The organism is Microcoleus sp. B3-A4 (assembly GCF_036705385.1).
Classification (GTDB): domain Bacteria; phylum Cyanobacteriota; class Cyanobacteriia; order Cyanobacteriales; family Microcoleaceae; genus Microcoleus.
Genome location: NZ_JAUBUI010000086.1, coordinates 1 through 24,521 on the forward strand (window position 1 = coordinate 1; position 24,521 = coordinate 24,521).

Genomic DNA, 24,521 nt, shown 5'->3' on the forward strand with positions numbered 1-24,521 from the left:
CAGATGGTGGCGCTGAGCAAGGTAGGAATCATCAAGACGCCGAACCAACCTACATAAATGCGGTTGTCTGTGCTTGTTACCCACTCACAAAAGCGTTCCCAGACATTGGCGCTTTCGCGCTGCTGTAAGGTTGTTGTCATTTGTTTATGATTGCTTTATTTGGTTTTCAATGTTCGTGACGGCTTTGTGTTCCGCCATGTAAATAAACTTAAAGCTTTTATTTCAGTTTGTAAAGGCCTTTTAAGCACAGTTTTTCTTATAGGTGTCATAAATTATGCTTGTTAAAAGCCATAAGGCTTGCTGTATAAGGAGTTTAAAAGCAGAATTCGGAATTTGTGGACGATCGCCCACAAATGAAGAATACTCATAATCTACCTGGGCAACGAAATTCCGGGCTTGCGTCAGTGTTAAGATAGATGAAGGGTTGCGATCGCCAACCGCAAAACTCGCACTGCACAGATATATGTGGTTGCGTAAGTCCGATCGATAAAAGTCCCAACGAATGTCCCGCACCGTCACCTACAGCCCTGCTTATACTCTGGTTCCTACTTACGAGTGTTTTAACCGCTGCACCTATTGCAATTTTCGGGCCGAACCCTTGCAAAGTCCTTGGCTGACACTAGCAGAAGCCAAAAAACAGCTTTTGCTGCTGCAAACTCAAGGTGTAATTGAAATTCTCATCCTCAGCGGCGAGGTACATCCTCAAAGTCAACGGCGAAAAGCTTGGTTGCAGCGGATTTACGATTTGTGCGAACTGGCACTTGCTCTGGGATTTTTGCCGCATACTAATGTGGGGCCGCTCAGCTTTGAGGAGATGGCACAGTTAAAAGAGGTGAATGTATCGATGGGGCTGATGCTAGAACAGCTTGCCCCACATTTGTTACAAACTGTTCACCGACACGCACCGAGTAAAGTTCCGGCGCTGCGGCTGCAACAGTTAGAATGGGCTGGGAAATTGAAGATTCCGTTTACAACTGGTTTGCTGCTGGGAATTGGGGAAAGTGAGGCCGATTGGATTGAGACATTAGAGGCGATCGCCCGGATTCATTCGCGTTACAATCACATTCAAGAAGTTATCCTCCAGCCACACAGTCCGGGAAATCAGCAAAGTTGGGACGGTGAAGTTTTTGATGCTACAAAAATGCCGGAAGTTATTGCGATCGCCCGCAGCATTTTACCATCTGAAATCAGGCTGCAAATTCCGCCAAATTTAGTTGCACAGCCAGACATATTGCTGGCTTGTTTAGAAGCAGGTGCTAGAGATTTAGGAGGAATTGGGCCGCGGGATGAAGTTAATCCCGATTATCCTCACCTGCAACACCAAACTTTAACAGAAATTTTAGCAGCATCGGGATGGCAACTCGTAAAGCGTTTGCCTGTTTATCCTCAGTACGATAAGTGGCTGCCGCAGACATTGCAAACTGCTGTCAAACAATGGAGAGTCAATCGATTTTAGATTTTAGATTTTAGATTTTAGATTGAAGAATTGAGCCTACTGATAAATCCGGGGGCTTGTGACCAAATTGCTTGATATTCAGTCATTAATTATGGGTAATGGGTAATTGGTAGCAACATTATTTAAATTGCTGCTATAGAGATTTTAAATCAAAGAACCGCCACCATCAATCCAGACTTCAGTACCTGTGATAAAGCTGGACGCATCGGATACTAAAAATAAAACTAATTGGGCGATTTGTTCGCTAGAACCGGGGGTATTATCCGTCAAAGGAATTAGGTCTTGAATGGAATCAGGCGCGACTGGAATGTGGTCGAGATGGCGCTTAACCGTGCTTTCCTCAATGGAAGTCTCCACCGCGCCCGGACATATAACATTGACTCTGATTTGGCTGGGAGCAAGTTCTAGCGCCAGCATTTTCGCTAAAGCTACTTGGGCCGCTTTGCTGGAAGCGTAAGCTGTGGCGCCAACTTTCTTGAAACTTCTGGTGCCATTAATCGACGATGTAATGACGATGGAACCTCCTTGTTTTTTCAGATAAGGAACAGCATACTTAACAGTCAAAAATGTTCCTCTGAGGTTGGTATTAATTGTCTTGTCCCACTCTTCGGGTTCTATCTCCTCTATCGGCGACCATACACCGTTAATACCCGCATTTGCCAACACAATATCAATTCTTTGATATTCATTAAAAATGGTTTGAAATGCCTGTTGCATTTGCATAGAATCGGCCACATCTGCTGCAATAGCTAGCCCGCAGCCTCCTTCATCGACCAACTGGCGGACGGTTTCTTGCCCGCTTTCTAAACTGCGATTGATAACAGCAACTTTTGCGCCTTCCTTAGCCATTAAAATTGCTGCTGCACGACCGATTCCCGACCCACCACCGGTAATAACGGCAACTTTTTGTGAAAGTTTCATAATTATTTTTTATGTAAAATAACATTATAATACACGATCGCCTAGCCTAAAAATAGGACTAGAGAGAGAGCTTTAGTCCTAACTATAGATAGATTTTAATTATCAAAAAGATGAAAGCAAAAAGTAAAAAGATATCTTGCTTTTTACTTTTTGCTATTAACCCAGTCCTTACGGCTGCGGAACCCAGACAGAGACTGAACCGGCGTTACACCTAAAATCAGCCCAACCATCGTCATTCGTGGTGATTGGTTCTTGGATGTGTTCGGTGATGTCAATATAAGTCCGATTCGGCTGTCCGACTTCCATAAACTTGGTGCCATCGCCTCCGTTACTCAGTAGCACAGCCATGCCGCCCGGATGTTCTTCATCTCCGAGTCGCGTCCAGCCAATAGTGTTGGGGTGGTCGAAGTAATCGTACTGATTGCCGTAGGAATAAGTTTGGCGCGCTAACAAGAATTTATCTACCATAAACTGATGTTGGTCTAACCAAACCTCGTATTCATTGCCATCATTTGCTTTATCCTTATAGTTAGCGCCGTAATAATCCGGGTAAAAAATGCACGGATATCCTTCGCGCCGCAGCAGAATTAAAGCGTAGGCAAGAGGTTTAAACCAAGCCTCGACAACTGATTCTAGGGATTGTAAGGGCTGGGAATCATGGTTGTCTACTAAGGTAACGGCGAGGGCGGGTTGCTGTTGGACGAGGGTGTTATCAAAAATTGTTCGCAAATCGTAGCTATTGCCGGCCTTGCTAGCAGCGTGGAAGTTGTAGTGGAGGGGCGCGTCAAATAAGGAGACTTTACCGCCAGTTGCTTCGATGAAGTAGTGCAAAGCTTCCACTTCGTAAGACCAATATTCGCCGACGGCAAATAGGTCGCGTTGGGCATAGTGGCGGACGTGTTCCAACCACTCTTGGAAAAATTCTGCTTTAACGTGTTTGACGGCATCGAAGCGAAAGCCGTCAACGTTTGTTGTATCGACATACCACTCACCCCAGTATTTTAATTCGCCGGTGACTTCTGGGTTGTCCATATCTAAATCGCAACCCATCAGGTAGTCATAATTACCTTTTTCTAAGTCTACTCCTCGATCGAATTCTTTGCCTTTTAGCAGGTAAACGGCATGGGTTTCTGTGTTGTAAATGTTGTAATCAATGGCGTCAAAATGCCACCAATGCCACTCCATGCTGGAATATTTTTTGTCGCGGCCGGGGAAGGTAAAATGCGTCCAAGCTTTGATTTTTTGATATTCGCCTACTGGGGCATTGCGGTCTTCGGGATGGAAGGGTGTAGCTTCGACTTCTTCTTCTGCATCGGCACCTAATTTGTGGTTGAAGACAACATCGGCATAAATCCGAATTCCTGCATCTTGTGCAGCTTTAATCGCGCGCAAATACTCATCTTTTGTCCCGTATTTCGTGCGTACCGACCCTTTTTGGTCGAATTCGCCTAAATCGAATAAGTCGTAGACGCTGTAACCTACCTCCTGAGCGCCGTCTGTTCCTTTATAGGCGGGTGGCAACCAAAGGGATGTAATGCCTATTTTGGCTAAATCTTTTGCAGATTCCGCTAGCTGATTCCACAGGTTCCCGTCAGCGGGATTGTACCAGTGGAAATACTGCATCATCACGCCATTTAGTTCAGACATAAATTTAGTTTTTCCTGTTTTGTAATGTTGCTAGATATATTTTTGTTGGTTGCCGAGCGCTCTAGCTATGCCTGCAATCTAGGATCTATAAATATCATAATAGATGGGGCTGCTCAAAACAATCTATCTGTTGATGTATTGACAACAAAACGTGAATTTGATAATAATTATTTGAAGCAGACACAAAAAATTAACTTGGTCGCGATGGTGCGATAACTCGCTCAATTTTTGTGTTCCAAGTACCGTCGATCGCCAATTCAAGCAATCTAAATCCCGGCGGGATTTCGTCAAGTATAATCGGATGGCTTTTGGGTAAAAGTTGGATGCAGGTGCTGGGTGTCCCCAAGTAGGTAACTGAACCCCGCTGTTGTTGAAATTCTTGGTGAATGTGGCCGCAGAGGACTATTTTGATTTGAGGATATCGATCGACAATTGCCAAAAATTCATCGGTATTGTGCAGCATCATTCCATCCATTATTTCAGAGTCGATCGGCAAAGGATGATGGTGCAAGGCAATGATCACAGGTCGATCGCCGGTTTGTTGCAGTTGAGAGTCTAGCCAATGCAAGCTTTCTGGGGAAAGCCGCCCGCCGTCGCATCCGGCTTCCACACTCGAAAGTAATAGAAATTGCCAGTTTCCTCGCATCCATGATTTTTCTGGGGAAAGGGGCGGTTGATTTAAGATTTCTGCCATGACTGGGATGTTGTCGTGGTTCCCAGGTATCCAGTAGGCGGGAATTCCGAGGGGGGCGATGAGGGAGACTAGGCGCTGGTAGGATTCGGGTGTTTCGTCTTGGGACAAGTCGCCTGTGAGTAGGAGTAAGTCGGGCGGCGGCTGTATCTGTTGCAAGCGATCGAGAACTGCTTGGAGGGTACGGGTTGTTGAGAGGCCTTTCCATTCTCGATCGATCTCTGCAAACAAGTGAGTGTCGGTGATTTGGGCGACGAGTAGGGGAGAAACTGGTGACATGGCTGGTGTTGCGGGTCGTTGCTATAGTTCTAGAGTACCTTCCCACAAGGGTTTTGGGGATATGGGAAAAAAGGGCGATTCCCTACCCTTGGGGAACCCAGGCGCGTTGGGGATAGCTGCGCTTCACGAAAATTTTGACAGGTATGTTAAAATTTTCGAGATTTGGTGTACTATAAGAAAACGTCAAATTTCAGACGTGACGGCGGCATAGCCAAGTGGTAAGGCAGAGGTCTGCAAAACCTCCACCCCCAGTTCAAATCTGGGTGCCGCCTTTTTTAATTTCTAAAGTAACAAACTGTTTGTCAGTGATGACAGAGTTTTGTCCATTGAGGGAGAAGGAACCAGAGTTTACGAATCCGGTTTCGCCGTGGCGGTTTATGCTGTGGTGGAATTCATTCATGGCAATGGATCTGGTAGAGTTTGATATGGCAAGGGCGATCGCTTCCTTAAAATCTGGTGAGCTTGTGATTCCGGTTTGGTGCCATCCCTCCCTCCTCTTCCAAGGAAGACAAAACTTAAATGGATTTAGAAACATTACTCTATCGCATAAACCTTGGAGAAGACCAAGACATTGAATTTAAGTCGGCTGACGGTGGTTTCCCCAATGAAGTTTGGAAAACGGTATCAGCCTTTGCAAACACAGATGGCGGCTATATTGTTCTGGGTGTCACGGAAAATCGAAATAGGTTCGAGATTTCAGGTGTCCGCAATCCTAACGGTTTACTTAAAGAGTTTTGGAATAATCATAATAATCTGCAAAAACTGAGCTTCTCAATTTGCGGCAATTCTGACGTACAAACTTTGAAGATAGAAGAGCGTAATTTAGTTATTATTAAAGTTCCCAGAGCAACGAGAACCCAACGCCCAGTTTATATTAATAAAAATCCCATGATGGGAACCTATAAACGTAACCATGACGGGGATTATCCTTGCACTGATGATGAAGTTCGTCAAATGTTGCGCGATGCCAACAACGATCCTCAAGATATCCAAATTTTAGATAAATTTGACCTTGGCGACCTCGATCCAGAAACTTTAAAATCTTTTCGCCAACGGTTTATTTCCAGAGAACCAGATCATCCTTGGCTCGGATTGGACGATCGCAATTTATTGATTCAGTTAGGCGGATGGAGGCGCGAGAGAACTACTGCTCAAGAAGGGTTAACTATAGCTGGTTTACTGATGTTCGGGAGAGGAAATAGTATTTTAGATGCACTTCCCCGCTATCAACTAGACTATCAAGAACGACTGTCTAACGATCCAGAAATTCGCTGGACATATCGTCTGACACTTGATGGCAAGTGGGAGCCTAATCTTTTCAATTTTTATTATCGCGTCTATAGTCGTTTAGTTAATGATTTAGATATTCCATTTAAACTAGATAAAGATGCTGTGAGACGAGGAGAAACTCATGTCCATGAAGCTGTCCGCGAGGCTCTGGTAAATGCTTTAATTCATGCCGATCACTTATCTTCTCGTCCTGTTGTAGTAACTAAGTTCCCTAATGGTTTTTTGTTCAATAATCCCGGTCGCTTAAGGATTTCTATTGGGCAACTTTATGATGGGGGTATCAGCGATCCGCGCAATCCTAAACTGCAAACAATGTTTCAAATGCTTGGTTTAGGTGAAAAAGCCGGATCAGGTTTTAGAAAGATTCTACGAGCCTGGAAAGAACAGCAATGGTTTAGGCCCCTCGTCTCAGAAAAATTCGATTTAGAAATGACATCAGTGGCCCTACCAATGCTTAGTTTAATTCCCCAAGACGTTGAGCAAGAAATAAAAGAAATAGTGGGAGATAACTACTGTCAACTAACAGAACTAGATCGGATTATTTTGGTACTAGCGCATCAGTTTGGAGAAATTAGTAATAGTGACATTCAGTGTTACAGAGAGGAACATCCTAGAGACATAGGAGAGTGCCTAAAGCACTTGGTCAATAACGGCTGGTTGGCGCAATCAGGACGTGGGCGTGGAACCCAGTACGCTCTACCTAATAAAGGTCAATCGGATTTGCTTTCACTGCTTCCAAGCTCCGAACAGAACGAGCCTAGCTCCGTGCATAATGAGCCTAGCTCCGTGCATAATGAGCCTAGCTCCGTGCATAATGAATCAAGCTCCGTGCATAACGAGCCTAACTCTGTGCATAATGATGAAAACTTATTTTTACTAGAAATAGCTACTCCTGTGCGAGAAAAAAATCGGGTAAGCCCTGAGTTGATGAGAAATACTATTCTGAAACTTTGCTCGGAAAGATATTTAACTGCCAAAAGATTAGGTGAACTATTGAATCGCAGTTCTGAAACAATTAGGACTCATTTTATTAATCCAATGTTGTCAGAAAAATTACTAGAAGTCAAATATCCTGACGAACCAACTCATCCTCAGCAAGCATACAGAACCTTATTGTCTCAAGTAATCAGCAAGATTTATGATACTCCGCCATCTTCCCAAACCCCAGAAAACATCGTTGATACCAGCTATCCGCCCACAACGCCGGAACCTTAAACTTTGGAATACAATTGAGAGACTCTGACAGTAAACGCAACTGATGCCGATCGCATCCCGTCGCTGTTTTAAACTGCCACTCTATTGTATAACAAGGAGGCTCAGGGTAATCTGACAATTAAATTACTAATCACTAATCGCCCCAAGGCAATTAGCAATTAGCAATCTTACCCAACTCCTCACATTTTGCTGATAATTCTTTGTAGGATTTCTACGCCTGATACCGCTTGCCAGCCAAATAGCCCCAAGAGCACAACATTCAGAAAAATGTGAGTGTTTCTCGCCCAATCATTGCCTTTTTGCATCAAAGGAGTCAGCGAGGCTGCGATCGCAATTATTGCCATCATTCCCAACCCTGCTAGCAAGTGCGGCCCCACAAATAGCTTGCCGTTGTTGATGTAGGTGACAGCCATCCCGACGATCGCCACCGTAACCATCAAGGCTAACAGCAAAGAACCCATCTGGTGGTGCTTGACGTTGAATTTGCCCTTAAGTAACTCTTTTTTGACTTCGCCTTCCGCACTTCTGGTACGTCGGATTTGAATGCCCAGATACAAAGCATAAAATGAGATGACCAGCAGTACCCACATTAAAATTGGGTGGATGAATTGGCTCCAAACTTTCACTGACTGAGGAATTTCAAGATTCATAGTGTTCTGAGGATTAGCAAACATACTTCATAAAACTTAGCATACCAGTCAGTCCGTCTCGTGCGACGGTACAAATATACGGGATGAGAAAGTATTATGCCTGCCACTAAACAAGACGCTGTATTGATTCAAGCCGCCAAGACTGGCAACATTATTCACGTCCAAGCTTTACTCGCTAAGGGTGTTAACGCTAACGCCAAAGACTCTGAGGGGACGACGGCTTTGATGTTTGCTGCCCAAAAGGGCTATACAGAAATCGTGCGTATTCTACTAAACAATGACGCTAATGTCAACCATGTGAGCCGGCGTTTTGGCTTGACGGCTTTGATGCTGGCGGCGGCTCACAAACAGGCTGACTCTGTGCGACTGTTGCTGGCTGCAGGTGCTGATGTTAATGCTAAAAATGATGATGGAAGTACGGCTTTGATGGCAGCTTCTCTGAAAGGTGATATCAATGTTGTCCGGCTTTTACTTGATGCTAATGCTGATGTAAATGTACAAGATAAAGATGGAGATTCAGCTCTGAAAATAGCTGCTTTATCGGGTCATCAAGCTGTTGTCAAAGCTTTGGCAGATGCGGGCGCTGTTGCTGACAATTCTATGCTGTTTTTAGGTGTCCGTCAAGGTAGCGCTGAAATTGTGCGAATTTTGCTCAATTGTGGGGCGGATGCTAATGTTAAAAATCTAGAGAGCAAAACAGCTTTGATGCAGGCTGCGACGGTGGGAAATTTGGCTGTTGTCGAGGCCCTGTTGGCTGCTGGTGCTGATGTCGAAATTCGCGACAAAGACGGCGAAACTGCTTTAACTTTGGCTGCGGATTCCGGCAATACTGATGTGGTGCAAACTTTGCTGGGTGCGGGTGCTGATGCGAATGTGAAAAATGGAGATGGGGGCACGGCTTTGATGGCCGCTGCTGCTGGAGGAAATGCGCCGATCGCCCATATCTTACTCGATGCTGGCGCCGATATCAACGCTAAGGATAAAGATGATGAAACTGCTTTGAATTTTGCCGTGGTTGAAGGCTGCGAAGATGTGGTGGAATTGCTCTTAAACCGAGGTGCTAGTGTCAGTGCTAGAAATCGGTTGGGCGATACGCCTTTACTGGTGGCGGCTGTTCACGGCCATAGTGCGATCGTATCGGCTTTGCTGCAAAAAGTAAACTCAAATCCGGCTGATTATCTGAATGCTAAAAACTTTGGGGAGACTGCTTTGACGCTGGCTGCGTTTCACGGACATACCGAGACGGTGAAGGCTTTGCTTGACGGCGGTGCTGATCCGAATGTCCCGGCGGATTTGGGGAAAACTGCTTTAATGAAGGCGTGCGATCGGGGTTATGTGGCGATCGTCCAATTATTAGTCGAAAAAGGTGCAGATGTCAACTCGCTCGATGATTCGGGCGCAACCGCTGTAATGTGGGCTGCACATCGGGGTTGTGTCGGTGCTGTACAGGTTTTAATTGATGCTGGTGCAGAACTAAACCACAAAAATCCGGGAAATTATACAGCTTTAATGCTGGCTGAGTTTAAACGTTATTCCAGCGTGGTGAAATTGCTCAAAAGTGCTGGAGCACTGGAGTAAGAATGAAATAGTTTTGAGTAAGGTAATTCTGTCATTCTGAGGGTATGCTTTGGGAAGTGAAGAATCTCAGATATCGGGACTTACGCATTGTAACGGCGTGGCAATAGTTTGAGATTCTCCGCTTCACTCAGAATGACAAAATTAGGTGATTAGTGCGTCCAGGACAATGAATTAACCTCAATTTGCTTTGCGTACCCAGCCGTTAATAGTAAAGCGGCTATCAGCAAAAGCTTTTGAGGGACAGCTAACTCGCAAAACTTCGTGCATATAGCGACTCAGAAAAAATACTATGCTGTTATTGCGAGGTTCAACAGTTCTGAATGTCTTGTCTGCAACATAAAAATTGTTCTCGATTTTGCTGTCATAAATCTGCAATTCGCCGCCTGAAAAACCCTTGGGTTCTCGATAGAAATAGTAAACATAAGTGAAAAATCGGCTTGCGGTATCTGGCGAGCCACTGTCGTTGTGAAGTTTATAAAAGTTGTTGTCATTGTGCATGGTTAGCTGAGCTTCTATCTCACCCAGGGGAAATGAGGGAATATTTAAATTTTTCAGCACGTCGGGGAGAATTGCTTTGATGCGATTAACCATCAGTTCGGAAAATTCGGGGAACGAGTGGAGTACCATCGAACGGCGGTAATCTTCGGCATTGGTTGAGGTGCTGGTACTCACAAATTCTGATTCTTTTGCTAAGACATATTTAATGAGTTTGTTTTTTTCTGCTGGTGTCAAAAAGTTGTCAATTTGGGCGTAGCGAGATATTAAGTCGTCATTTACCTGCGGCGCAGGGGCGGGAATTTCTGTGGCGGGAATTTCGGCGGGAATTTCTACGGGAGTTGCAAGCTGCTGCGGTTCCAGTTGCTGCAAGTAAATTGGGGGTTCTGTGACTAATCCGACTAGGTGTTCGCCGGGAAAAAAAAGGGTGGAACGCCCGTCGTCTATGGGGATTTGAAATAAGGGCGAAAAACTGAGTGTTTGTTGGGTGCGATCGACTAATGTTTTGATCAGGCTGTGCAATAATGGTGTATCAGATTTGAGCGTGAGGGTGCACTGATGTCCCCCGGTAAGCAGGATTTTAACTTTTACGTCTTGGGGTTTAATTTGCGGTTGAGTGTAAGTCATAATTTTTGAAGGACGCAACTGGGAATTTGGTACGACATAACAGTGTTGATTGGTGTCATAGCCTTCTAGATCCCCCCTAACCCCCCTTAAAAAAGGGGGGGACAAGAGTGTCTAAATTCCCATTAAGAAGGGGGGGACAGGAGTTTTCTCAAAGTCCCCCTTCTTAAGGGGGATTTAGGGGGATCGAGACTTAGAGTAAAACCAGAGATACAAAGAATTTCCGACTTAATTTAAGACCAATAAACACTATTGTATCCCTACAATATGGCACACAATTGAAAATTGCTTTAGGTCTTATTCCTAATGCAAAAAGTGCCGAATATCGGTGAAAACCATTGTGATTCCGAGTTGGTTGGCGGCTTCAATGGAATCTCGATCGCGCATACTTCCTCCCGGTTGGACGATCGCAATTATTCCAGCCTCAGCCGCAGTTTTGACTGAATCGTCGAAGGGAAAGAAACCGTCACTGGCCAAAATCGCTCCTTTACTCTTGTCTCCTGCTTGTTCTAATGCTAGTTTAACTGAGCCGACGCGGTTCATTTGTCCGGCGCCGACACCGATTGTAGTGCGATCGCGCGTCACAACGATCGCATTTGATTTGACGTGTTTCGCTACTTTCCAAGCAAACAGCAATTCTTCCAACTCTCCCGCCGTCGGCTGTTTCTCAGTAACAACCCGCCATTTGCTAGTTTCTTCTACTATATTATCTGAGTCTTGCACCAGCAAACCGCCTGCAATAATTTTAACAGTTTGTGGCGGCCCTTGAGTCAAATCTGGCAAAATTAATACTCGAACTTTCGCCTTTTTCTTGATAATTTCTTCTGCTTCTGGTTCGCAGCCCGGCGCGACGATACATTCTAAAAATGTTTGAGTTAATGCCGTTGCGGTAGCAGCATCAATCGGGCGGTTGAGGGCGACAATTCCGCCGAAAGCTGAGACTGAATCAGTGTCGAAGGCTTTTTGATACGCTTCAGAAATAGTTGTTCCCAAGGCTGTACCGCAAGGATTTGTATGCTTCAGAATAGCCGCGGCGGGTGTGTCAGGGAATTCTACAATTAGTCGCCTTGCTGCTTCTAAATCTACTAAATTATTGTAGCTTAATTCTTTGCCTTGCAGGATGGTGCTAGTCGTCCAGCCTGTTGGTGTACTTCCGCTTTGATACCAGGTGGCGGCTTGATGGGGATTTTCGCCGTAGCGGAGAGTTTGCAACTCTTTTCCTGATAAATTAAACTGATCAGGTAGCGAAGATTCTTCAGCGGATTGGCTGCTGAGATAACTTGCGATCGCGCTGTCGTATTTGGCTGTATGTTTGAATGTTTCTAGCGCGCATTTTTGCCGGAACTGTAAGGAGGCTTCGCCGCCATTTTCCCGCAGTTCTGCTAAATAAGTCTTGTACTGTTCTGGGTCGCACAAAACTGTTAAGTGAGCGTGGTTTTTGGCTGAAGCTCTCAGCATCGCCGGCCCGCCGATATCTATCTGCTCAATTGCATCGGCTAGAGTAACTCCTGGTTTGGCAATTGTTTCTTCAAATGGATACAAATTGACGACCACTAGATCGATCGCCCGAATTTGATTTTCATTTAAATCTGCGAGGTCTTGCGGTACATCGCGGCGTGCTAAAATACCGCCGTGGATTCGCGGGTGAAGTGTTTTGACTCGCCCTCCCAAAATTTCGGGAGAACCAGTATATTCCGCAACTTTGGTGACTGGAATTCCAGCTTCTTTGAGGGCAGTTGCTGTGCCGCCGCTGCTAATTATATCAAATTCAAATTCTTCTACTAGACTGCGCGCTAAGTCGATTAGTCCGGTTTTATTGGATGTGCTCAGAAGTGCTAGACGTGCCATTGGTTTGAAGTTGCGATCGCAAAAATAGATAGGTTATATTTTATATCACATCTGCCTGCAGGGAGATGATTTGGTAATGGCTAATTATGATTATTTTTGAAAATTTAAGGATGAGCTCGCTCATTTAAAATATAATTTTTTTCAAAATTATATAATATTTTATACTGACCAATGGCTTCTAAATATTTAGGACTTTTGCGTGGAACTGATTATTTTGTGAGTGCGAGGGGGATTGAAGGCATATCCAGCTTGCACAGTTAGTGTCGCTACGTAAGTGTCCATGTTGTTGAAATTACTTAATAAAACTTAATTGATAATTCTATGGCGATCGCTCTGGAATTTTAACGATGTTTTAGGATGAATTCTAAAAGTAATGTGCTAGCATCGGGTGTAAATTGCTATCTCCGTAAATTTACGTAAAAGTTGGGCGGTCGCAACATTTTAATCTAGAAAATAATTTGGTAGGGCTTAAATATGTTTTTTCAAGAAGCCAATCAAGAAAATAAGCTCAGTAATATTCGCAGTACCCAGAAAAAAACGGCTAAAAACATGAGCAATAGAACAAACTATCAACAGATGCCCAATAAATCAGCCGAGAACTCGACACACGCCAACATTTCAGAAGCTTATAGTCTTAGTTTGTGCGAACTTCAGCAGATGGAGCGAGCAATGGAACAGCTAAAGCAGGATTTGAAAGCTAGCGAATCTCGGTTTCGGAATGTAATCGAAAAAAATGGCGATGGCATCGCAATCGTTAACAAGCTAGGACTTGTCTGTTTTGCCAACCCGTCAGCAGAAGCGCTGTTTAACTGCAAAGCAGAGGAACTTTTAGGGCAAGCATTTTTTGGCAATTTGGTAGTAGAAGCTTCAGCTTGCGACATTGAGATGGACACGGATATGATTCCCCAAGTTGGAAAAACAGAAGCAGCAGGAACTCGCGTCGTGCAAACAGAAGTTGAAGCTATTCGCAAGCAAAAAGCAAATGCTGTAGTAGAAATGCGGGTGGTGGAAACGGAATGGGAGGGAGAAATGGCTTATTTAGCTACGCTGCGGGACATTACCGATCGCAAGCGCGCAGAAGAAATGCTTTGGTTGTACGATCGAGCTATAGCAGCTACTAGCACCGGAGTTACGATTTATGACGCCACTCACCCAGAACATCTAATTATTTATTGCAATCCCGCATTTGAAAACATGACCGGTTATCGGAGGCAGGAAATTATCGGAAAAAACGACCGATTTTTGCACGGAAGCGATACCGATCCGGCGGCAGTAGAAATAATTCGCCAAGCCTTGCAAACACAAAGCGAATGCAAGGTAATATTAAAGAATTACCGCAAAGACGGAACCGTTTTCTGGAATTGTTTCTCCCTATCTCCCGTGCGCGATCGAATGGGTCAATTAACTCATTTTATTGGCGTACAGAGAGACATCACTGAGCGAAAACAAGCCGAAGAAGCCTTGCATAATTCCGAAGCACAAAGCAGAGAACAAGCCGCTCAATTAGCAGCCACACTTAAGCAACTCAAAGCCACTAATTCCCAATTAGTTCAAAGCGAAAAAATGTCTAGTTTGGGATTGCTACTTGCCGGGGTAGCTCACGAAATCAATAACCCCGTCAGCTTCATTTACGGCAATCTCTCTCATCTCACAAATTATACTCAAGACTTGTTTCACCACCTCGAACTTTACCAACAGCACTATCCTAATCCAGTCGCGGAAATTCAACAGGAAAGAGAAGAAAATGACCTCGATTTCTTAGAAGAAGATTTACCTAAAATACTGTCTTCAATGAGCATTGGTGTCGAGCGGATTTGCCAGATTGTTCAGTCGCTGCGGAACTTTTCGCGGCACGACGATTCAGAGATGAAAGCCGTTAACCTCCACGAAGGTATTGACAGCACCCTGTTAATTCTAAATCACCGTTTGAAAGGAAGCGGAGAAAAGCCGCCAATTCAAATTGTCAAACAATACGGGAACTTGCCGCCTGTTGAGTGTTTTGCCGGGCCGATAAATCAAGTTTTCATGAATATCCTCAGCAATGCGATCGATGCTTTAGAAGAGGCGAACAGTAGGAAAAATTGTCAAGAAATACTAGAAAATCCCAGCCAGATTAGGATTGGTACGGAAGTAATCGGCAATAATTTTGTAGAAATTAAAATTGCCGACAACGGCCCGGGAATAACTGAGCAAGTCAAACAGCAGATATTCGATACATTTTTTACTACCAAGCCCATTGGTAAAGGCACCGGAATGGGATTGTCAATTAGCTATCAAATTATTGTAGAAAGGCACAAAGGCGAATTATATTGTAATTCGGAATTGGGCAAGGGTACGGAATTTACTATCAAAATTCCGATCGCACCTTAGCGCAGAATGGGCAATCCGCGCTTTACCAACTTGATATACAGGCAAACAAGCGAGCGGGACGTTCGCACTCCTAAAAAACGATTTTTCTCGTTTTTTATCGTTCCCAGCCCGAGTCGGGGAACGCATATTTAGAGGCTCCGCCTCCCCATTGTAGAGACAATTTCAGGGTGCTTTTTTGTTAACATTACCCACATAAATAGGGAATTAAAAAACCTCCACACCATCCAACTTCTTAAAAGTTTCAACCTTAGCCCTCGCCGCTTCCCCGCAAGTCTTCGGCGTCGGAAACATCTTCCCAGGATTCGCCAAACCTTTCGGATTAAACACCTGACGCACCCACTGCATCGTCTCCAAATCTACCTCCGAAAACATATCCGGCATAAAACACTTCTTGTCAGCACCGATGCCGTGTTCCCCCGAAAGACTTCCCCCAACTTTTACGCAAAGCCTGAGAATTTCCCCGCCCAATTCTTCCACCTTTTCCAGCGCACCTTTTACCGAGTTATCGTACAGAATCAGCGGGTGCAAATTCCCGTCTCCCGCGTGAAATACATTAGCAATCCGATAACCGTATTTCTCGCTCAAACCTTCAATTTCTTTCAAAACATAAGCCATTTGCGTTCGTGGAATTACGCCGTCTTGCACGTAATAATCTGGGCTGAGATGACCCGCCGCCGCAAAAGCAGCTTTCCGGCCTTTCCAAATTTTTAGGCGTGTTTCCGGGTCGCTTGCTGTGGTGATATTTCGGGCTCCGTTATGCTTGCAAATATCAGCAATCCGCTGTTTGTTTGTGGCCACTTCCACTTCTAAACCGTCGATTTCTACGAGTAGAATTGCCGCCGCATCGCGGGGATAACATCCAGTTGCCACCACATCTTCCACAGCATTGATGCTAATGTTGTCCATAATTTCCATGCCGCCGGGAATAATGCCAGCGCTGATAATATCGGAAACCGATTCGCCCGCTGCTTCTATATTGGAAAAATCCGCTAGGAGCACGCAAATCGATTCCGGCGCTTTGAGAATTCGCAGAGTAACTTCGGTGGCGATGCCTAAAGTGCCTTCGGAACCGACAAATACACCAGTTAAATCGTAACCTGGCATTTCGGAAATTTCGCCACCGACATCGACAATAGAACCGTCGGGAAGGACCAATTTTAATCCTAAAACGTGATTCGTTGTGACTCCGTATTTGAGGCAGTGAACCCCGCCAGAATTTTCGGCAACGTTGCCGCCAATCGAACAAACAATTTGACTGGAAGGATCTGGCGCGTAGTAGAAACCGGCGCCGCTAACTGCTTGCGTTACCCAGTTATTAATTACTCCCGGTTGCACGACTACTTGCTGATTTTCTAAGTCTACTTTGAGGATTTTTCGCATCAGGGCAGTGACAATCAGCACGCAGTTTTCTACAGGCAAAGCGCCGCCGGAAAGGCCGGTTCCTGCGCCTCTTGCCACCCAGGGAATTGAGTTGCGATCGCATATTTTGACCACTTGCGCCACTTCCTCGGTAGTTCGAGGCAATACCACCAGGGCGGGCCGCTGGCGGTAGCTGGCGAGTCCGTCGCACTCGTAGACAATCAATTCTTCGCGGCGCTGCACCACCCCATTTTTGCCAACTACAGCCTCGAATTCTTTAATAACGGGTTTCCAGTTGCGTTCTGTTTCTACGGCTATCATTAGTAATTTTTATTAGAGAACTATCAATAATATTGTTGCAAATTTTACTAAGTTTAGCCAATTATTTTTCTAAGGGTTGCAATATTGACACAGGGAAGGATCGGCAGTCTCTCGACCGTCTGGAAAGAGTTTTTCTTTAGTATAACCGCAGTTTTTGCATTTATAGATTGCCGATCGCACTAGCTGAGTCGGAAAATAGCAAAGTTCGCAGGGCAATCCGATTTTCGTCTCAGCAATATCGAATCCCGGCCAACCGCACTCCGGGCAGAATTGCTTAAATTTTTTAACTAAATCCAGAGTTGCATTTTCGATGTTTTTCATGCGAGTTGGATTGTACATGGCCCGCATATCAGTTTCGATATGAACTCGGCCGGTTGACGATTTTTTTAAGCCTGCTGTCACAGCGTCAAAAAGTTTTTTTTCTGTCCTAATGCCCTTGACAATTTCGCCGTTACCGAGTGCAGCGTCGTCAACTATAACCACCAGTGCGTGTTCGGGAAATCCCGCTTTTTTAGCAAAATCATCTGCTTCTTCTATACTGGAAACTAACTGGTGACTGTAGTTAGTTTCAACGGAGAAAGAGTCACCGATTAGTTCTAGATTGTTGGCTCGATCTAATAAAATTACTATTTCTCTGTTAGCTGGCAGATACGGCATCATTGGGTGAGGGCCGAAAGTACCTTCGCTAGCAAAGGCAAGAGTTTCGCCCGCAATTTCTAGGGCTTTATGTGCTTTATGGCGAGCCGCTTCTATTTGTGTTCCTAAGCGTTTAACTTCTCGGGTGAAGGTGCCAAAAGTGTCAGTGTCAAGCTCCGCAGGTACTAGGATATTTACGCCTAATTCTCGTTCCAAAACGGGAGCCATCACCTGTTCTTTTTGGTGCATGGTAGCAAGAACTGCGGTGCGATCGCTCAATAATTGATTGGGATTCACAGGCTCAGAAATATTAGACATACAGCAGCATCATTTCATAACAGAAGGCTCAAATACACCCTTTGACCTAAGTTATCAATTCAGCACTCAAGCGTCAATCTTAAAAGCGATCGCTAGTTGCCTCCAGTCACTCCCCCAGCTTGACCTCTGAGTACAAAAATTACTCCTGTCATAATTAGCCCCACGCCTACCAACCGCAGCGGCGGCAAAGGCTCGTGAAATATAAGTTTGCCACCTAAAACAGTAAACAGGTAACTAATTGACAGTAAGGGCGAGACTATGCTAAGGTTTGCCCGCGACAAAACTACAATAAACCCGATCGAAGAAATTGCATACAAAGAAAGACCACCTACTATCAAGGGCTGAGTAGCCATTGCTATAATTTTTTCTATTAAATTAGCAGCGCCAATGGGCCCTAATATTTTAGCTCCTGCCTTCAGACTAAATTGACCTGCGACGCCGCACAATATTGCAGCAAGCAATAACATAAAAACGCTTCTATTCATAAATTTACTAACCTATAGTACAATCAAAAATTGCCGTTACCAAAAACCTGAAAAACTTTAATTAAGTTTGGCTAGGTTTTATTCACCACTAATATTTTACGCAGAGATACGGGAAAATCAAGTATGGTCGATCGCGATCGAGAGTGGAACAAATATATGGCAGAACAGACCAACCCAAGCGGAGAATACACTCTAGAACTATCGATACTCATGCCTTGTCTGAACGAAGCAGAAACTTTAGAAATCTGCATCGAGAAGGCACAGAAGTCCCTGCGCGAACTTGATATTGCAGGCGAGGTCATCATAGCAGACAACGGCAGCACTGACGGTTCTCAAGATATCGCTACCAGAATGGGAGCAAGAGTTGTGCCCGTAGCAGCCAAAGGCTACGGCAGCGCCCTGATGGGAGGAATCATCGCAGCGCGCGGAGTTTATATTATCATGGGCGATGCTGACGACAGCTACAATTTTTCCAACCTCGGCGCTTTTGTCAATAAATTGCGAGAAGGTTTCGACTTAGTGATGGGAAACCGGTTTCAAGGGGGCATCAAACCGGGTGCAATGCCGCCGCTGCACAAATATTTAGGAAATCCGGTGCTGACGTGGGTTGGGCGGCTATTTTTTGCAAGTCCCGTCGGCGATTTTCACTGCGGACTCAGGGGTTTTAGGAGAGACTCAATTTTGAAACTCGACTTGCAAACAACGGGGATGGAATTTGCTAGCGAAATGGTGGTCAAGGCCTCTGTATACAAGCTGCGGATAACTGAAATTCCAACCGTACTTTCTCCCGACGGCCGCAGCAGGCCGCCGCACTTGCGAACTTGGCGAGATGGCTGGCGGCACCTGCGATTTTTGCTGCTTTACAGTCCTCGGTGGCTGTTTTTGTATCCGGGTACTGCGCTGATGATTTGGGGTCTAATTGTTAGCATTTGGCTGTTGCCCGGTACTCAAAAGATTGGGAGTATCAGCTTTGATGTACACACGCTGCTGTATGGTGCGATCGCAATTATCATCGGTTTTCAAGCAGTAACTTTCGCTTTTTTCACCAAGATTTTCGCCATCAGCGAGAAATTCCTGCCCGAAGACCCTAAACTCAACAAAATATTTCGCTATGTCACCCTAGAGACAGGATTGATTGTCGGAGTCACGCTGATATTAATCGGAATAGTTGGCTCGTTCTTGTCATTAACTATCTGGAGCGAAACGGCTTTTGGTTCTCTAGACCCTTCTAAAACTCTGCGTTTGGTTATTCCCTCACTAACTTGCCTGACTGTCGGTTTGCAGATGGTTTTGTCGAGCTTTTTTCTCAGCGTGCTGAGCTTGAAGCGCAGGTGATAACATTAAAGTTCCTGCCAACATTCCTCAAAACTAAACTGCCATGCAGGGGAAGATAAGGGCGATCGCACTTCCTTCGATCCTAAATTGAATTAACTCCAGATATTGCTGAAACAGCGACCCAACTGAGAGCAAGTTACAATTTGCGATCGCCCGATTCTATTCAAATGGCTACAGCTATTTGTGAGGGCGCTTCGTTTTTCTTGACAAATGATGCGCGGTTGCCATCTTTGCCGGGGTTAACGGTTTTAGTGTTGGATAATTTGAGAAATTGAGGGATTATTTTTGGAGGGGAAGAGAGGGGCGATCGCACTTTGGGAAGATAAGGGCGATCGCGCTTGGGGAAGTGGTTTTAAAGGAGTGCTAGTAATTGGAGATGTAATTTTGGGTTTTCAGGTCTATCTTTGTATATCAGAATATATAACGATCGCTCTCAATTAGATTGACTTACTGGGGGTGGGAGCGATCGCATCCTTTGTAATGTAAAGCACAATCGGGTTGTAAACTCTAAGCGATCGCGTTTTACTAATAAGCGGTTAAATATTAGCTGAATTCCTTCTCTACTTTCCGGATGGCTGGTGTGGCTCGCTGAAAATATCATCTAATAGCAAAAAATATCATTTGCCACATCGTCCAAACAAGACAGCGAGGTTAAGCGTGAAACAGATTGTTGAATTTTGCCTGGAAAGCGGCGAATCGATTTTGGTGGAAGTCGATCGGGCAGAACCAACTGACGATCTCATCAGTAATTGCATCGGTATTGGCGATCGAGTCATTCAAAAGGCTGAAAAAACTTTCGAGTCGGCTCTCGACAAAATCAAGCCCCTGGCCAATGCCATTATGACTAAGGTGCGTAGTTTGAATGAGCCAGCCGACGAAGTGGAGGTTAAATTTGGCATCAAAATGAGTGCTGAACTCGGGGCAGTTATTGCTTCTGGCAATGGTGAGGTCAACTACGAAATTACGTTGAAGTGGCAACGGAATAAGTCCGGAGCTTCAGGCGAAACAACCGGAAGCTCTCTAGCCGACCAGACTTAAATACCAATACTTACCTGTTTTTGCAAGTATTCGAGCTTCTATCCACCTCGGACAGGTCATACGGCTTTACTCCCTTCGCTATTGAGAGCCAAGGTGGTTTTGCTTACCAACTTCAAGGGGATTAAAAGCGGAGGCAGTGCGCTCTCAAGCAGTCGCGCCTGCGTGGAGAAACTTTCGTCCTGAGTCGTTTTTCATCCCCCAATTTCTAGTTGGGGGTTTCCAAATATCCCAAGAGGTTTTATGTCGCTTGAATCGTCGCTAGTCAGAATTTATTATTCAAAAGATAACGTTTCAATCGATAAAAGAATAGTTATTGGTGCTGGCTTCTTAGTATCCCAAAACAGCATTCTCACCTGCGCCCATGTAGTAGCCGATGCTTTGAACATCGCACGGGACACCGCCGAGATGCCTGATGCAAAAATCAGCTTGGACTTCCCGCTCGTAGCACCGAAACAGATCCTCAAAGCCAGGGTGATTTTCTGGCGACCCGTTAATCCGGATGAGTTTGCAGGAGATATTGCGGGATTGGAGTTAGAGAATTCTGCCCCAGATGCTGCAAGACCTGCCCAGTTGGTCACATCAGACGAATTGTGGGGGCATCGTTTCCGAGTTTTTGGTTTTCCACAGGGTAAACCTGATGGAGTTTGGGCTTCTGGCGAGTTACGTGCCAGATTAGCCAGTGATTGGGTGCAGCTTGAGGATGTCAAACAAGAGGGTTATAGATTAGAGCGTGGTTTTAGTGGTGCGCCGATATGGGATGAGGAGCTACATGGTGTAGCAGGAATGGCAGTAGCAAATGAAAAACGACCAGAAACCAAAGCTGCCTTTATTATTCCCGCGAACGTGCTGATTAAAGCATGGTCTGATTTACGCGAGCAAGCGATTCCCGCTTGCCCTTATCGAGGTTTGTCTGCGTTTCGAGAGGAGGATGCTCAGTTCTTTTTTGGACGCGAGAATTTCACACAACAGCTAGTAGATGTTGTGCAAACACAGCAGTTAGTAGCGGTAATTGGCTCTTCAGGTAGTGGGAAGTCTTCGGTAGTTTTTGCAGGGCTGGTTCCCCAACTGCGACAGCAGGGCACATGGTTGATTGGGTCATTTCGTCCCGGCAAAGATGCTTTCCTTAATTTAGCCATCTCGCTTATTTCGCTGCAGGAAACCCAGATGAGCCAAACTGACCAGTTGGTTGAAGCGAATCACCTGGCAACAGAGCTTCAGCAGGGAAACACTAGCTTGGCGGATGTGGTACAGCGCATTTTGCAGCAAAACTCTGGCAATCTGTTGCTAATTGCCGATCAGTTTGAGGAACTGTACACTCTCTATCCAGATGAAAAAGAACGCAAACGCTTTCTGGATTTACTACTGGCAGTCGTCACGAACCACACGCCCAGATTCAGGCTGGTTCTTGTATTGCGGGCTGACTTTATGGAATACGCTCTCTCTTACCCACGCTTTGCCGATGCCTTACAGCAGTTCGAGCCGCAATTGCTTGGTCCTATGAAACCCGAAGAACTGCAAGATGCAATTGAAAAACCAGCCCAGCTACTTGGAGTCCAAATTGAGCCGGGGTTGACGAATCGTATTCTGGCGGATGTGAACCGCGAACCGGGAAACCTTCCTTTGCTAGAGTTTGCCTTAACCCAACTGTGGGAAAAGCAGAATCGGGGAAATTTGACCCATGACGGATATGAAGAAATTGGTCGTGTAGCAAAGGGGCTGGCAAATCATGCTGAAGATGTGTATGCCAGATTGAATCGGGAAGAGCAGCAACAGACACAGCAAATCTTTTTACAGTTAGTACGTCCAGGGGAAGGTACAGACGATGCCCGTCGGTTAGCAACTCGTGAAGAGGTAAAAAATTGGAATTTGGTGACGCGCTTGGCTAATGACCGTCTGTTAGTAACTGGACGCAACGAGCAAACTGGGAACGAGACGGTTGAGGTGGTGCATGAAGCACTACTTCAAAAATGGGAACGACTGCACAATTGGATAAATGATAACCGCGCTTTCCTTGCGTGGCAAGAAAGGTTGCGGGTGGTGATGCGACAATGGGAAAGCAAGAACAACCAAGAGGGTTATTTGTTGCAAGGCGCTCCACTGGCGGAGGCGGAAGATTGGCACAAAAAGCGAACAGATGAATTGAGTGAAAAGGAAAAGAAGTATATTCAGACTAGCCTGAACGAGTCAAACCGGAAACAAAACGAGAAGCTTAGGTCTCAGCGAGTTTCTATTTTCGTGCTTAGTGCATTGATTGTCTTGCTTCTGGGATTGTTTTTCGGAGTATTGGGGCTATGGCAACGTTCTGACCAACAGCGCAAGACGAAAGAGCTTGAAAGCTCATCTTTGAGCGCTTTGCAAAAGGTTGAAAACACACCCATAGATAGTTTAGTGATAGCTATGGAAAACGGAAAAGAGCTGAAAGATTTAGTCAAAGAGCGCGCTCTCGAAGAATATCCCACAGTTAGTCCGCTGTTAGCTTTACAGACGATTCTTGATAACATAGAGCTACAAAATCAGTTTGAAACTAAGCAGAAAGGGGTCAACAGTGTCATTTTTGATGAGGTGAGAAAGCGAATTGTTACGGCGGGAGAAGATGGCACGGTCAGACTGTTTGATTTCAATGGCAAGGAACTCTTAAGAATTGAGGCTCATAAGGGCGGTGTCAGAAGTGTCCGATTTCTTAGAGATAATAAAAATGAATTTGTTACAGGTGGCAACGATGGAACAGCCAAGCTGTGGGATATTTCTTCCCCAAAAGAGCGGCTGGAAACCTTTGATGGTCATCAGTGCAACCCACTCGATAAAAAAAAGTGTGGTGTCCAAAATGTCCGATTTCCCAAAGGCAGTGTCAAAATTATGGCTACATCTGGAGAAGATGGCACGCTAAGACTGTGGAATCTCCAGGGAAAAGAATTATCAAAAATTCAGGCTCACAAGGATAGTGTCGAGAGCATCAATTTCAGCCCAGATGACAAGCTAATTGCTACGGCTGGAAAGGATGGCGTGGCAAGACTTTGGCAACTAAATGGCAATCAGATAAATAAGACATCAGTGGCAGAATTTAAGGGTCATCAGGGCAGTGTCAACAGTGTCTTCTTTAGCCCCAATGGTAGGACAATAGCTACAGCTGGAGATGACGGAACCGTCAGACTATGGAATCTCCAGGGACAGCAGTTGAAGAAAATTACAGCTCATATTGGCAGCGTTAAAGCCGTCCGTTTTAGCCCAACAGACGACAAACTCCTGGCTACAGCTGGTACTGATGGCACTGAAGGCACGGTAAGGCTATGGAGCCTCAACAGCAAAAATGATGCCAAACTTTTGGCAGAATTCAAAGGTCATCAAGGCAGGATAGAGAGTATCCGTTTTAGCGAGGATGGGAAGACAATTGTTTCGGCTGGTGCAAATGATGGCACAGTAAGGATTTGGACAGTCCCGCAAAAGCAGTTTAGACAACAATTAAAAGAGCATAAAGGTAGTATTAACAGTGTTCGTTTTAGCCCTGATGGCAAATACCTCGCTACAGCTGGAGATGATAAGCAAGTCATCCTGAATAGGACGCGCGATGGAAAGATTTTGCAAAAATTTCCTCATCCCAAGAAGGTCAAGAGTGTCCGTTTTAACCCTAAGCAAGATGAAAAAATCCTGGTTTTGGCTACAGCGGGCGAAGATGGCATAGTTAGGCTGTGGGATCTTAATGGGAATAAACAGAAAGAATTGGATGCTGGTGGGAAAACTATCGAGAGTGTCAATTTTAGCAATGATGGCAATTTCCTTGCGGCAGGTGGAGACGATACAATAGTAAGGCTGTGGTCACTCAATCGCAACCCGCAAGACAACCCGCAATACTCTTTCACTCATGGCAGCAAGGTCAAGGCTATCAGGTTTAGCCCAATGGCACTGAAAAAGTGAACTCAAAAAAATCTGTAAGGCAATATATATATAGATCATTGCCTTACAAACAC

General features: G+C 45.2%; 19 protein-coding genes, 1 tRNA gene and 1 pseudogene. 10 read left to right on the forward strand and 11 right to left on the reverse strand.

The features are described from left to right. Positions 1-140: pseudogene (locus tag QUB33_RS24295) on the reverse strand (photosystem II q(b) protein); the annotation flags it as partial. Between the two features lie 362 nt (positions 141-502). Between QUB33_RS24295 and cofG the strand changes: the two are divergent. Continuing rightward, a complete protein-coding gene (gene cofG / locus QUB33_RS24300; protein ID WP_333355443.1) occupies positions 503-1,456 on the forward strand; it encodes a 7,8-didemethyl-8-hydroxy-5-deazariboflavin synthase subunit CofG in 954 nt (317 codons plus the stop codon). Positions 1,457-1,600: 144 nt separating this feature from the next. On the opposite strand, the gene QUB33_RS24305 is transcribed toward cofG, so the two are convergent. The 3 genes from QUB33_RS24305 to cpdA all read right to left on the reverse strand — a co-directional run bounded on the left by QUB33_RS24305 (position 1,601) and on the right by cpdA (position 4,994). Next, positions 1,601-2,377: an SDR family NAD(P)-dependent oxidoreductase gene (locus QUB33_RS24305; RefSeq protein WP_333355446.1), complete on the reverse strand. Its 777-nt coding sequence runs from the start codon at positions 2,375-2,377 to the stop codon at positions 1,601-1,603. Positions 2,378-2,545: 168 nt separating this feature from the next. Then, the gene (locus tag QUB33_RS24310; protein WP_333355449.1) at positions 2,546-4,024 is read right to left on the reverse strand and encodes an alpha-amylase; all 1,479 of its coding nucleotides are present in this window, start codon (positions 4,022-4,024) and stop codon (positions 2,546-2,548) included. A 190-nt stretch (positions 4,025-4,214) separates the two neighbouring features. Continuing rightward, positions 4,215-4,994, reverse strand: a complete 780-nt coding sequence (cpdA, locus tag QUB33_RS24315; RefSeq protein ID WP_333355453.1) for a 3',5'-cyclic-AMP phosphodiesterase — start codon at positions 4,992-4,994, stop codon at positions 4,215-4,217. Positions 4,995-5,195: 201 nt separating this feature from the next. Here cpdA and QUB33_RS24320 point away from each other — a divergent pair. Further along, a tRNA-Cys gene (locus QUB33_RS24320) sits at positions 5,196-5,266 on the forward strand. Here the strand turns inward: QUB33_RS24320 and QUB33_RS24325 are convergent. Beyond that, positions 5,248-5,394: a hypothetical protein gene (locus QUB33_RS24325; protein ID WP_333355456.1), complete on the reverse strand. Its 147-nt coding sequence runs from the start codon at positions 5,392-5,394 to the stop codon at positions 5,248-5,250. The genes QUB33_RS24320 and QUB33_RS24325 overlap by 19 nt on opposite strands. A 119-nt stretch (positions 5,395-5,513) precedes the next feature. Between QUB33_RS24325 and QUB33_RS24330 the strand changes: the two genes are divergently transcribed. After that, positions 5,514-7,499 carry an RNA-binding domain-containing protein gene (locus tag QUB33_RS24330; RefSeq protein WP_333355460.1) on the forward strand — a complete coding sequence of 662 codons (1,986 nt, stop codon included), beginning with the start codon at positions 5,514-5,516 and terminating at the stop codon, positions 7,497-7,499. A 179-nt stretch (positions 7,500-7,678) separates the two neighbouring features. Here the strand turns inward: QUB33_RS24330 and QUB33_RS24335 are convergent, their stop codons facing one another. Further along, entirely contained in the window at positions 7,679-8,149 is a 471-nt protein-coding gene (locus QUB33_RS24335; RefSeq protein ID WP_333355464.1) for a DUF4079 domain-containing protein, read from the reverse strand. 96 nt (positions 8,150-8,245) lie between these two features. Here QUB33_RS24335 and QUB33_RS24340 point away from each other — a divergent pair, with 96 nt between their 5' ends. Next, positions 8,246-9,727 (forward strand): ankyrin repeat domain-containing protein, encoded by a 1,482-nt coding sequence (locus QUB33_RS24340; RefSeq protein ID WP_333355468.1) that lies wholly within the window; start codon positions 8,246-8,248, stop codon positions 9,725-9,727. 177 nt (positions 9,728-9,904) lie between these two features. On the opposite strand, the gene QUB33_RS24345 is transcribed toward QUB33_RS24340, so the two are convergent. Next, a complete protein-coding gene (locus QUB33_RS24345) occupies positions 9,905-10,849 on the reverse strand; it encodes a 2OG-Fe(II) oxygenase (protein ID WP_333355471.1) in 945 nt (314 codons plus the stop codon). A 300-nt stretch (positions 10,850-11,149) separates the two neighbouring features. After that, on the reverse strand, positions 11,150-12,694 hold the full coding sequence (gene purH, locus QUB33_RS24350; protein WP_333355475.1) for a bifunctional phosphoribosylaminoimidazolecarboxamide formyltransferase/IMP cyclohydrolase: 1,545 nt from the start codon (positions 12,692-12,694) through the stop codon (positions 11,150-11,152). A 474-nt stretch (positions 12,695-13,168) separates the two neighbouring features. On the opposite strand from purH, the gene QUB33_RS24355 reads away from it, so the two are divergent. Beyond that, positions 13,169-15,064, forward strand: coding sequence for a PAS domain S-box protein (locus QUB33_RS24355; RefSeq protein ID WP_333355478.1), 1,896 nt, complete (start codon positions 13,169-13,171; stop codon positions 15,062-15,064). A gap of 204 nt (positions 15,065-15,268) precedes the next feature. Here the strand turns inward: QUB33_RS24355 and glcD are convergent, their stop codons facing one another. The 3 genes from glcD to QUB33_RS24370 all read right to left on the reverse strand — a co-directional run bounded on the left by glcD (position 15,269) and on the right by QUB33_RS24370 (position 18,183). Then, a complete protein-coding gene (gene glcD / locus QUB33_RS24360; RefSeq protein WP_333355481.1) occupies positions 15,269-16,744 on the reverse strand; it encodes a glycolate oxidase subunit GlcD in 1,476 nt (491 codons plus the stop codon). Positions 16,745-16,813: 69 nt separating this feature from the next. Beyond that, positions 16,814-17,698, reverse strand: a complete 885-nt coding sequence (locus tag QUB33_RS24365) for a DUF6671 family protein (RefSeq protein ID WP_333355484.1) — start codon at positions 17,696-17,698, stop codon at positions 16,814-16,816. Positions 17,699-17,790: 92 nt separating this feature from the next. Further along, on the reverse strand, positions 17,791-18,183 hold the full coding sequence (locus tag QUB33_RS24370) for a transporter (RefSeq protein ID WP_333178195.1): 393 nt from the start codon (positions 18,181-18,183) through the stop codon (positions 17,791-17,793). A 123-nt stretch (positions 18,184-18,306) separates the two neighbouring features. Between QUB33_RS24370 and QUB33_RS24375 the strand changes: the two genes are divergently transcribed. The 5 genes from QUB33_RS24375 to QUB33_RS24395 all read left to right on the forward strand — a co-directional run bounded on the left by QUB33_RS24375 (position 18,307) and on the right by QUB33_RS24395 (position 24,468). Next, positions 18,307-19,518, forward strand: coding sequence for a glycosyltransferase family 2 protein (locus QUB33_RS24375; RefSeq protein WP_333355487.1), 1,212 nt, complete (start codon positions 18,307-18,309; stop codon positions 19,516-19,518). Between the two features lie 86 nt (positions 19,519-19,604). Beyond that, the gene (locus QUB33_RS24380) at positions 19,605-19,793 is read left to right on the forward strand and encodes a PIN domain-containing protein (protein WP_333355499.1); all 189 of its coding nucleotides are present in this window, start codon (positions 19,605-19,607) and stop codon (positions 19,791-19,793) included. A 10-nt stretch (positions 19,794-19,803) separates the two neighbouring features. After that, positions 19,804-19,959 carry a hypothetical protein gene (locus tag QUB33_RS24385; protein ID WP_333355490.1) on the forward strand — a complete coding sequence of 52 codons (156 nt, stop codon included), beginning with the start codon at positions 19,804-19,806 and terminating at the stop codon, positions 19,957-19,959. 216 nt (positions 19,960-20,175) lie between these two features. Further along, on the forward strand, positions 20,176-20,556 hold the full coding sequence (locus QUB33_RS24390) for a CU044_2847 family protein (protein ID WP_333355493.1): 381 nt from the start codon (positions 20,176-20,178) through the stop codon (positions 20,554-20,556). A 240-nt stretch (positions 20,557-20,796) separates the two neighbouring features. Beyond that, positions 20,797-24,468, forward strand: a complete 3,672-nt coding sequence (locus QUB33_RS24395; protein WP_333355496.1) for an nSTAND1 domain-containing NTPase — start codon at positions 20,797-20,799, stop codon at positions 24,466-24,468. The last annotated feature ends 53 nt before the right edge of the window (positions 24,469-24,521 follow it).

What these genes read in the sequence shown, in the direction of transcription:
- cofG (WP_333355443.1), top strand. Translation starts at nt 503, where the DNA reads ATGTCCCGCACCGTCACCTACAGCCCTGCTTATACTCTGGTTCCTACT.
- QUB33_RS24305 (WP_333355446.1), bottom strand. Translation starts at nt 2,377, where the DNA reads ATGAAACTTTCACAAAAAGTTGCCGTTATTACCGGTGGTGGGTCGGGA.
- QUB33_RS24310 (WP_333355449.1), bottom strand. Translation starts at nt 4,024, where the DNA reads ATGTCTGAACTAAATGGCGTGATGATGCAGTATTTCCACTGGTACAAT.
- cpdA (WP_333355453.1), bottom strand. Translation starts at nt 4,994, where the DNA reads ATGTCACCAGTTTCTCCCCTACTCGTCGCCCAAATCACCGACACTCAC.
- QUB33_RS24325 (WP_333355456.1), bottom strand. Translation starts at nt 5,394, where the DNA reads ATGAATGAATTCCACCACAGCATAAACCGCCACGGCGAAACCGGATTC.
- QUB33_RS24330 (WP_333355460.1), top strand. Translation starts at nt 5,514, where the DNA reads ATGGATTTAGAAACATTACTCTATCGCATAAACCTTGGAGAAGACCAA.
- QUB33_RS24335 (WP_333355464.1), bottom strand. Translation starts at nt 8,149, where the DNA reads ATGAATCTTGAAATTCCTCAGTCAGTGAAAGTTTGGAGCCAATTCATC.
- QUB33_RS24340 (WP_333355468.1), top strand. Translation starts at nt 8,246, where the DNA reads ATGCCTGCCACTAAACAAGACGCTGTATTGATTCAAGCCGCCAAGACT.
- QUB33_RS24345 (WP_333355471.1), bottom strand. Translation starts at nt 10,849, where the DNA reads ATGACTTACACTCAACCGCAAATTAAACCCCAAGACGTAAAAGTTAAA.
- purH (WP_333355475.1), bottom strand. Translation starts at nt 12,694, where the DNA reads ATGGCACGTCTAGCACTTCTGAGCACATCCAATAAAACCGGACTAATC.
- QUB33_RS24355 (WP_333355478.1), top strand. Translation starts at nt 13,169, where the DNA reads ATGTTTTTTCAAGAAGCCAATCAAGAAAATAAGCTCAGTAATATTCGC.
- glcD (WP_333355481.1), bottom strand. Translation starts at nt 16,744, where the DNA reads ATGATAGCCGTAGAAACAGAACGCAACTGGAAACCCGTTATTAAAGAA.
- QUB33_RS24365 (WP_333355484.1), bottom strand. Translation starts at nt 17,698, where the DNA reads ATGTCTAATATTTCTGAGCCTGTGAATCCCAATCAATTATTGAGCGAT.
- QUB33_RS24370 (WP_333178195.1), bottom strand. Translation starts at nt 18,183, where the DNA reads ATGAATAGAAGCGTTTTTATGTTATTGCTTGCTGCAATATTGTGCGGC.
- QUB33_RS24375 (WP_333355487.1), top strand. Translation starts at nt 18,307, where the DNA reads ATGGTCGATCGCGATCGAGAGTGGAACAAATATATGGCAGAACAGACC.
- QUB33_RS24395 (WP_333355496.1), top strand. Translation starts at nt 20,797, where the DNA reads ATGTCGCTTGAATCGTCGCTAGTCAGAATTTATTATTCAAAAGATAAC.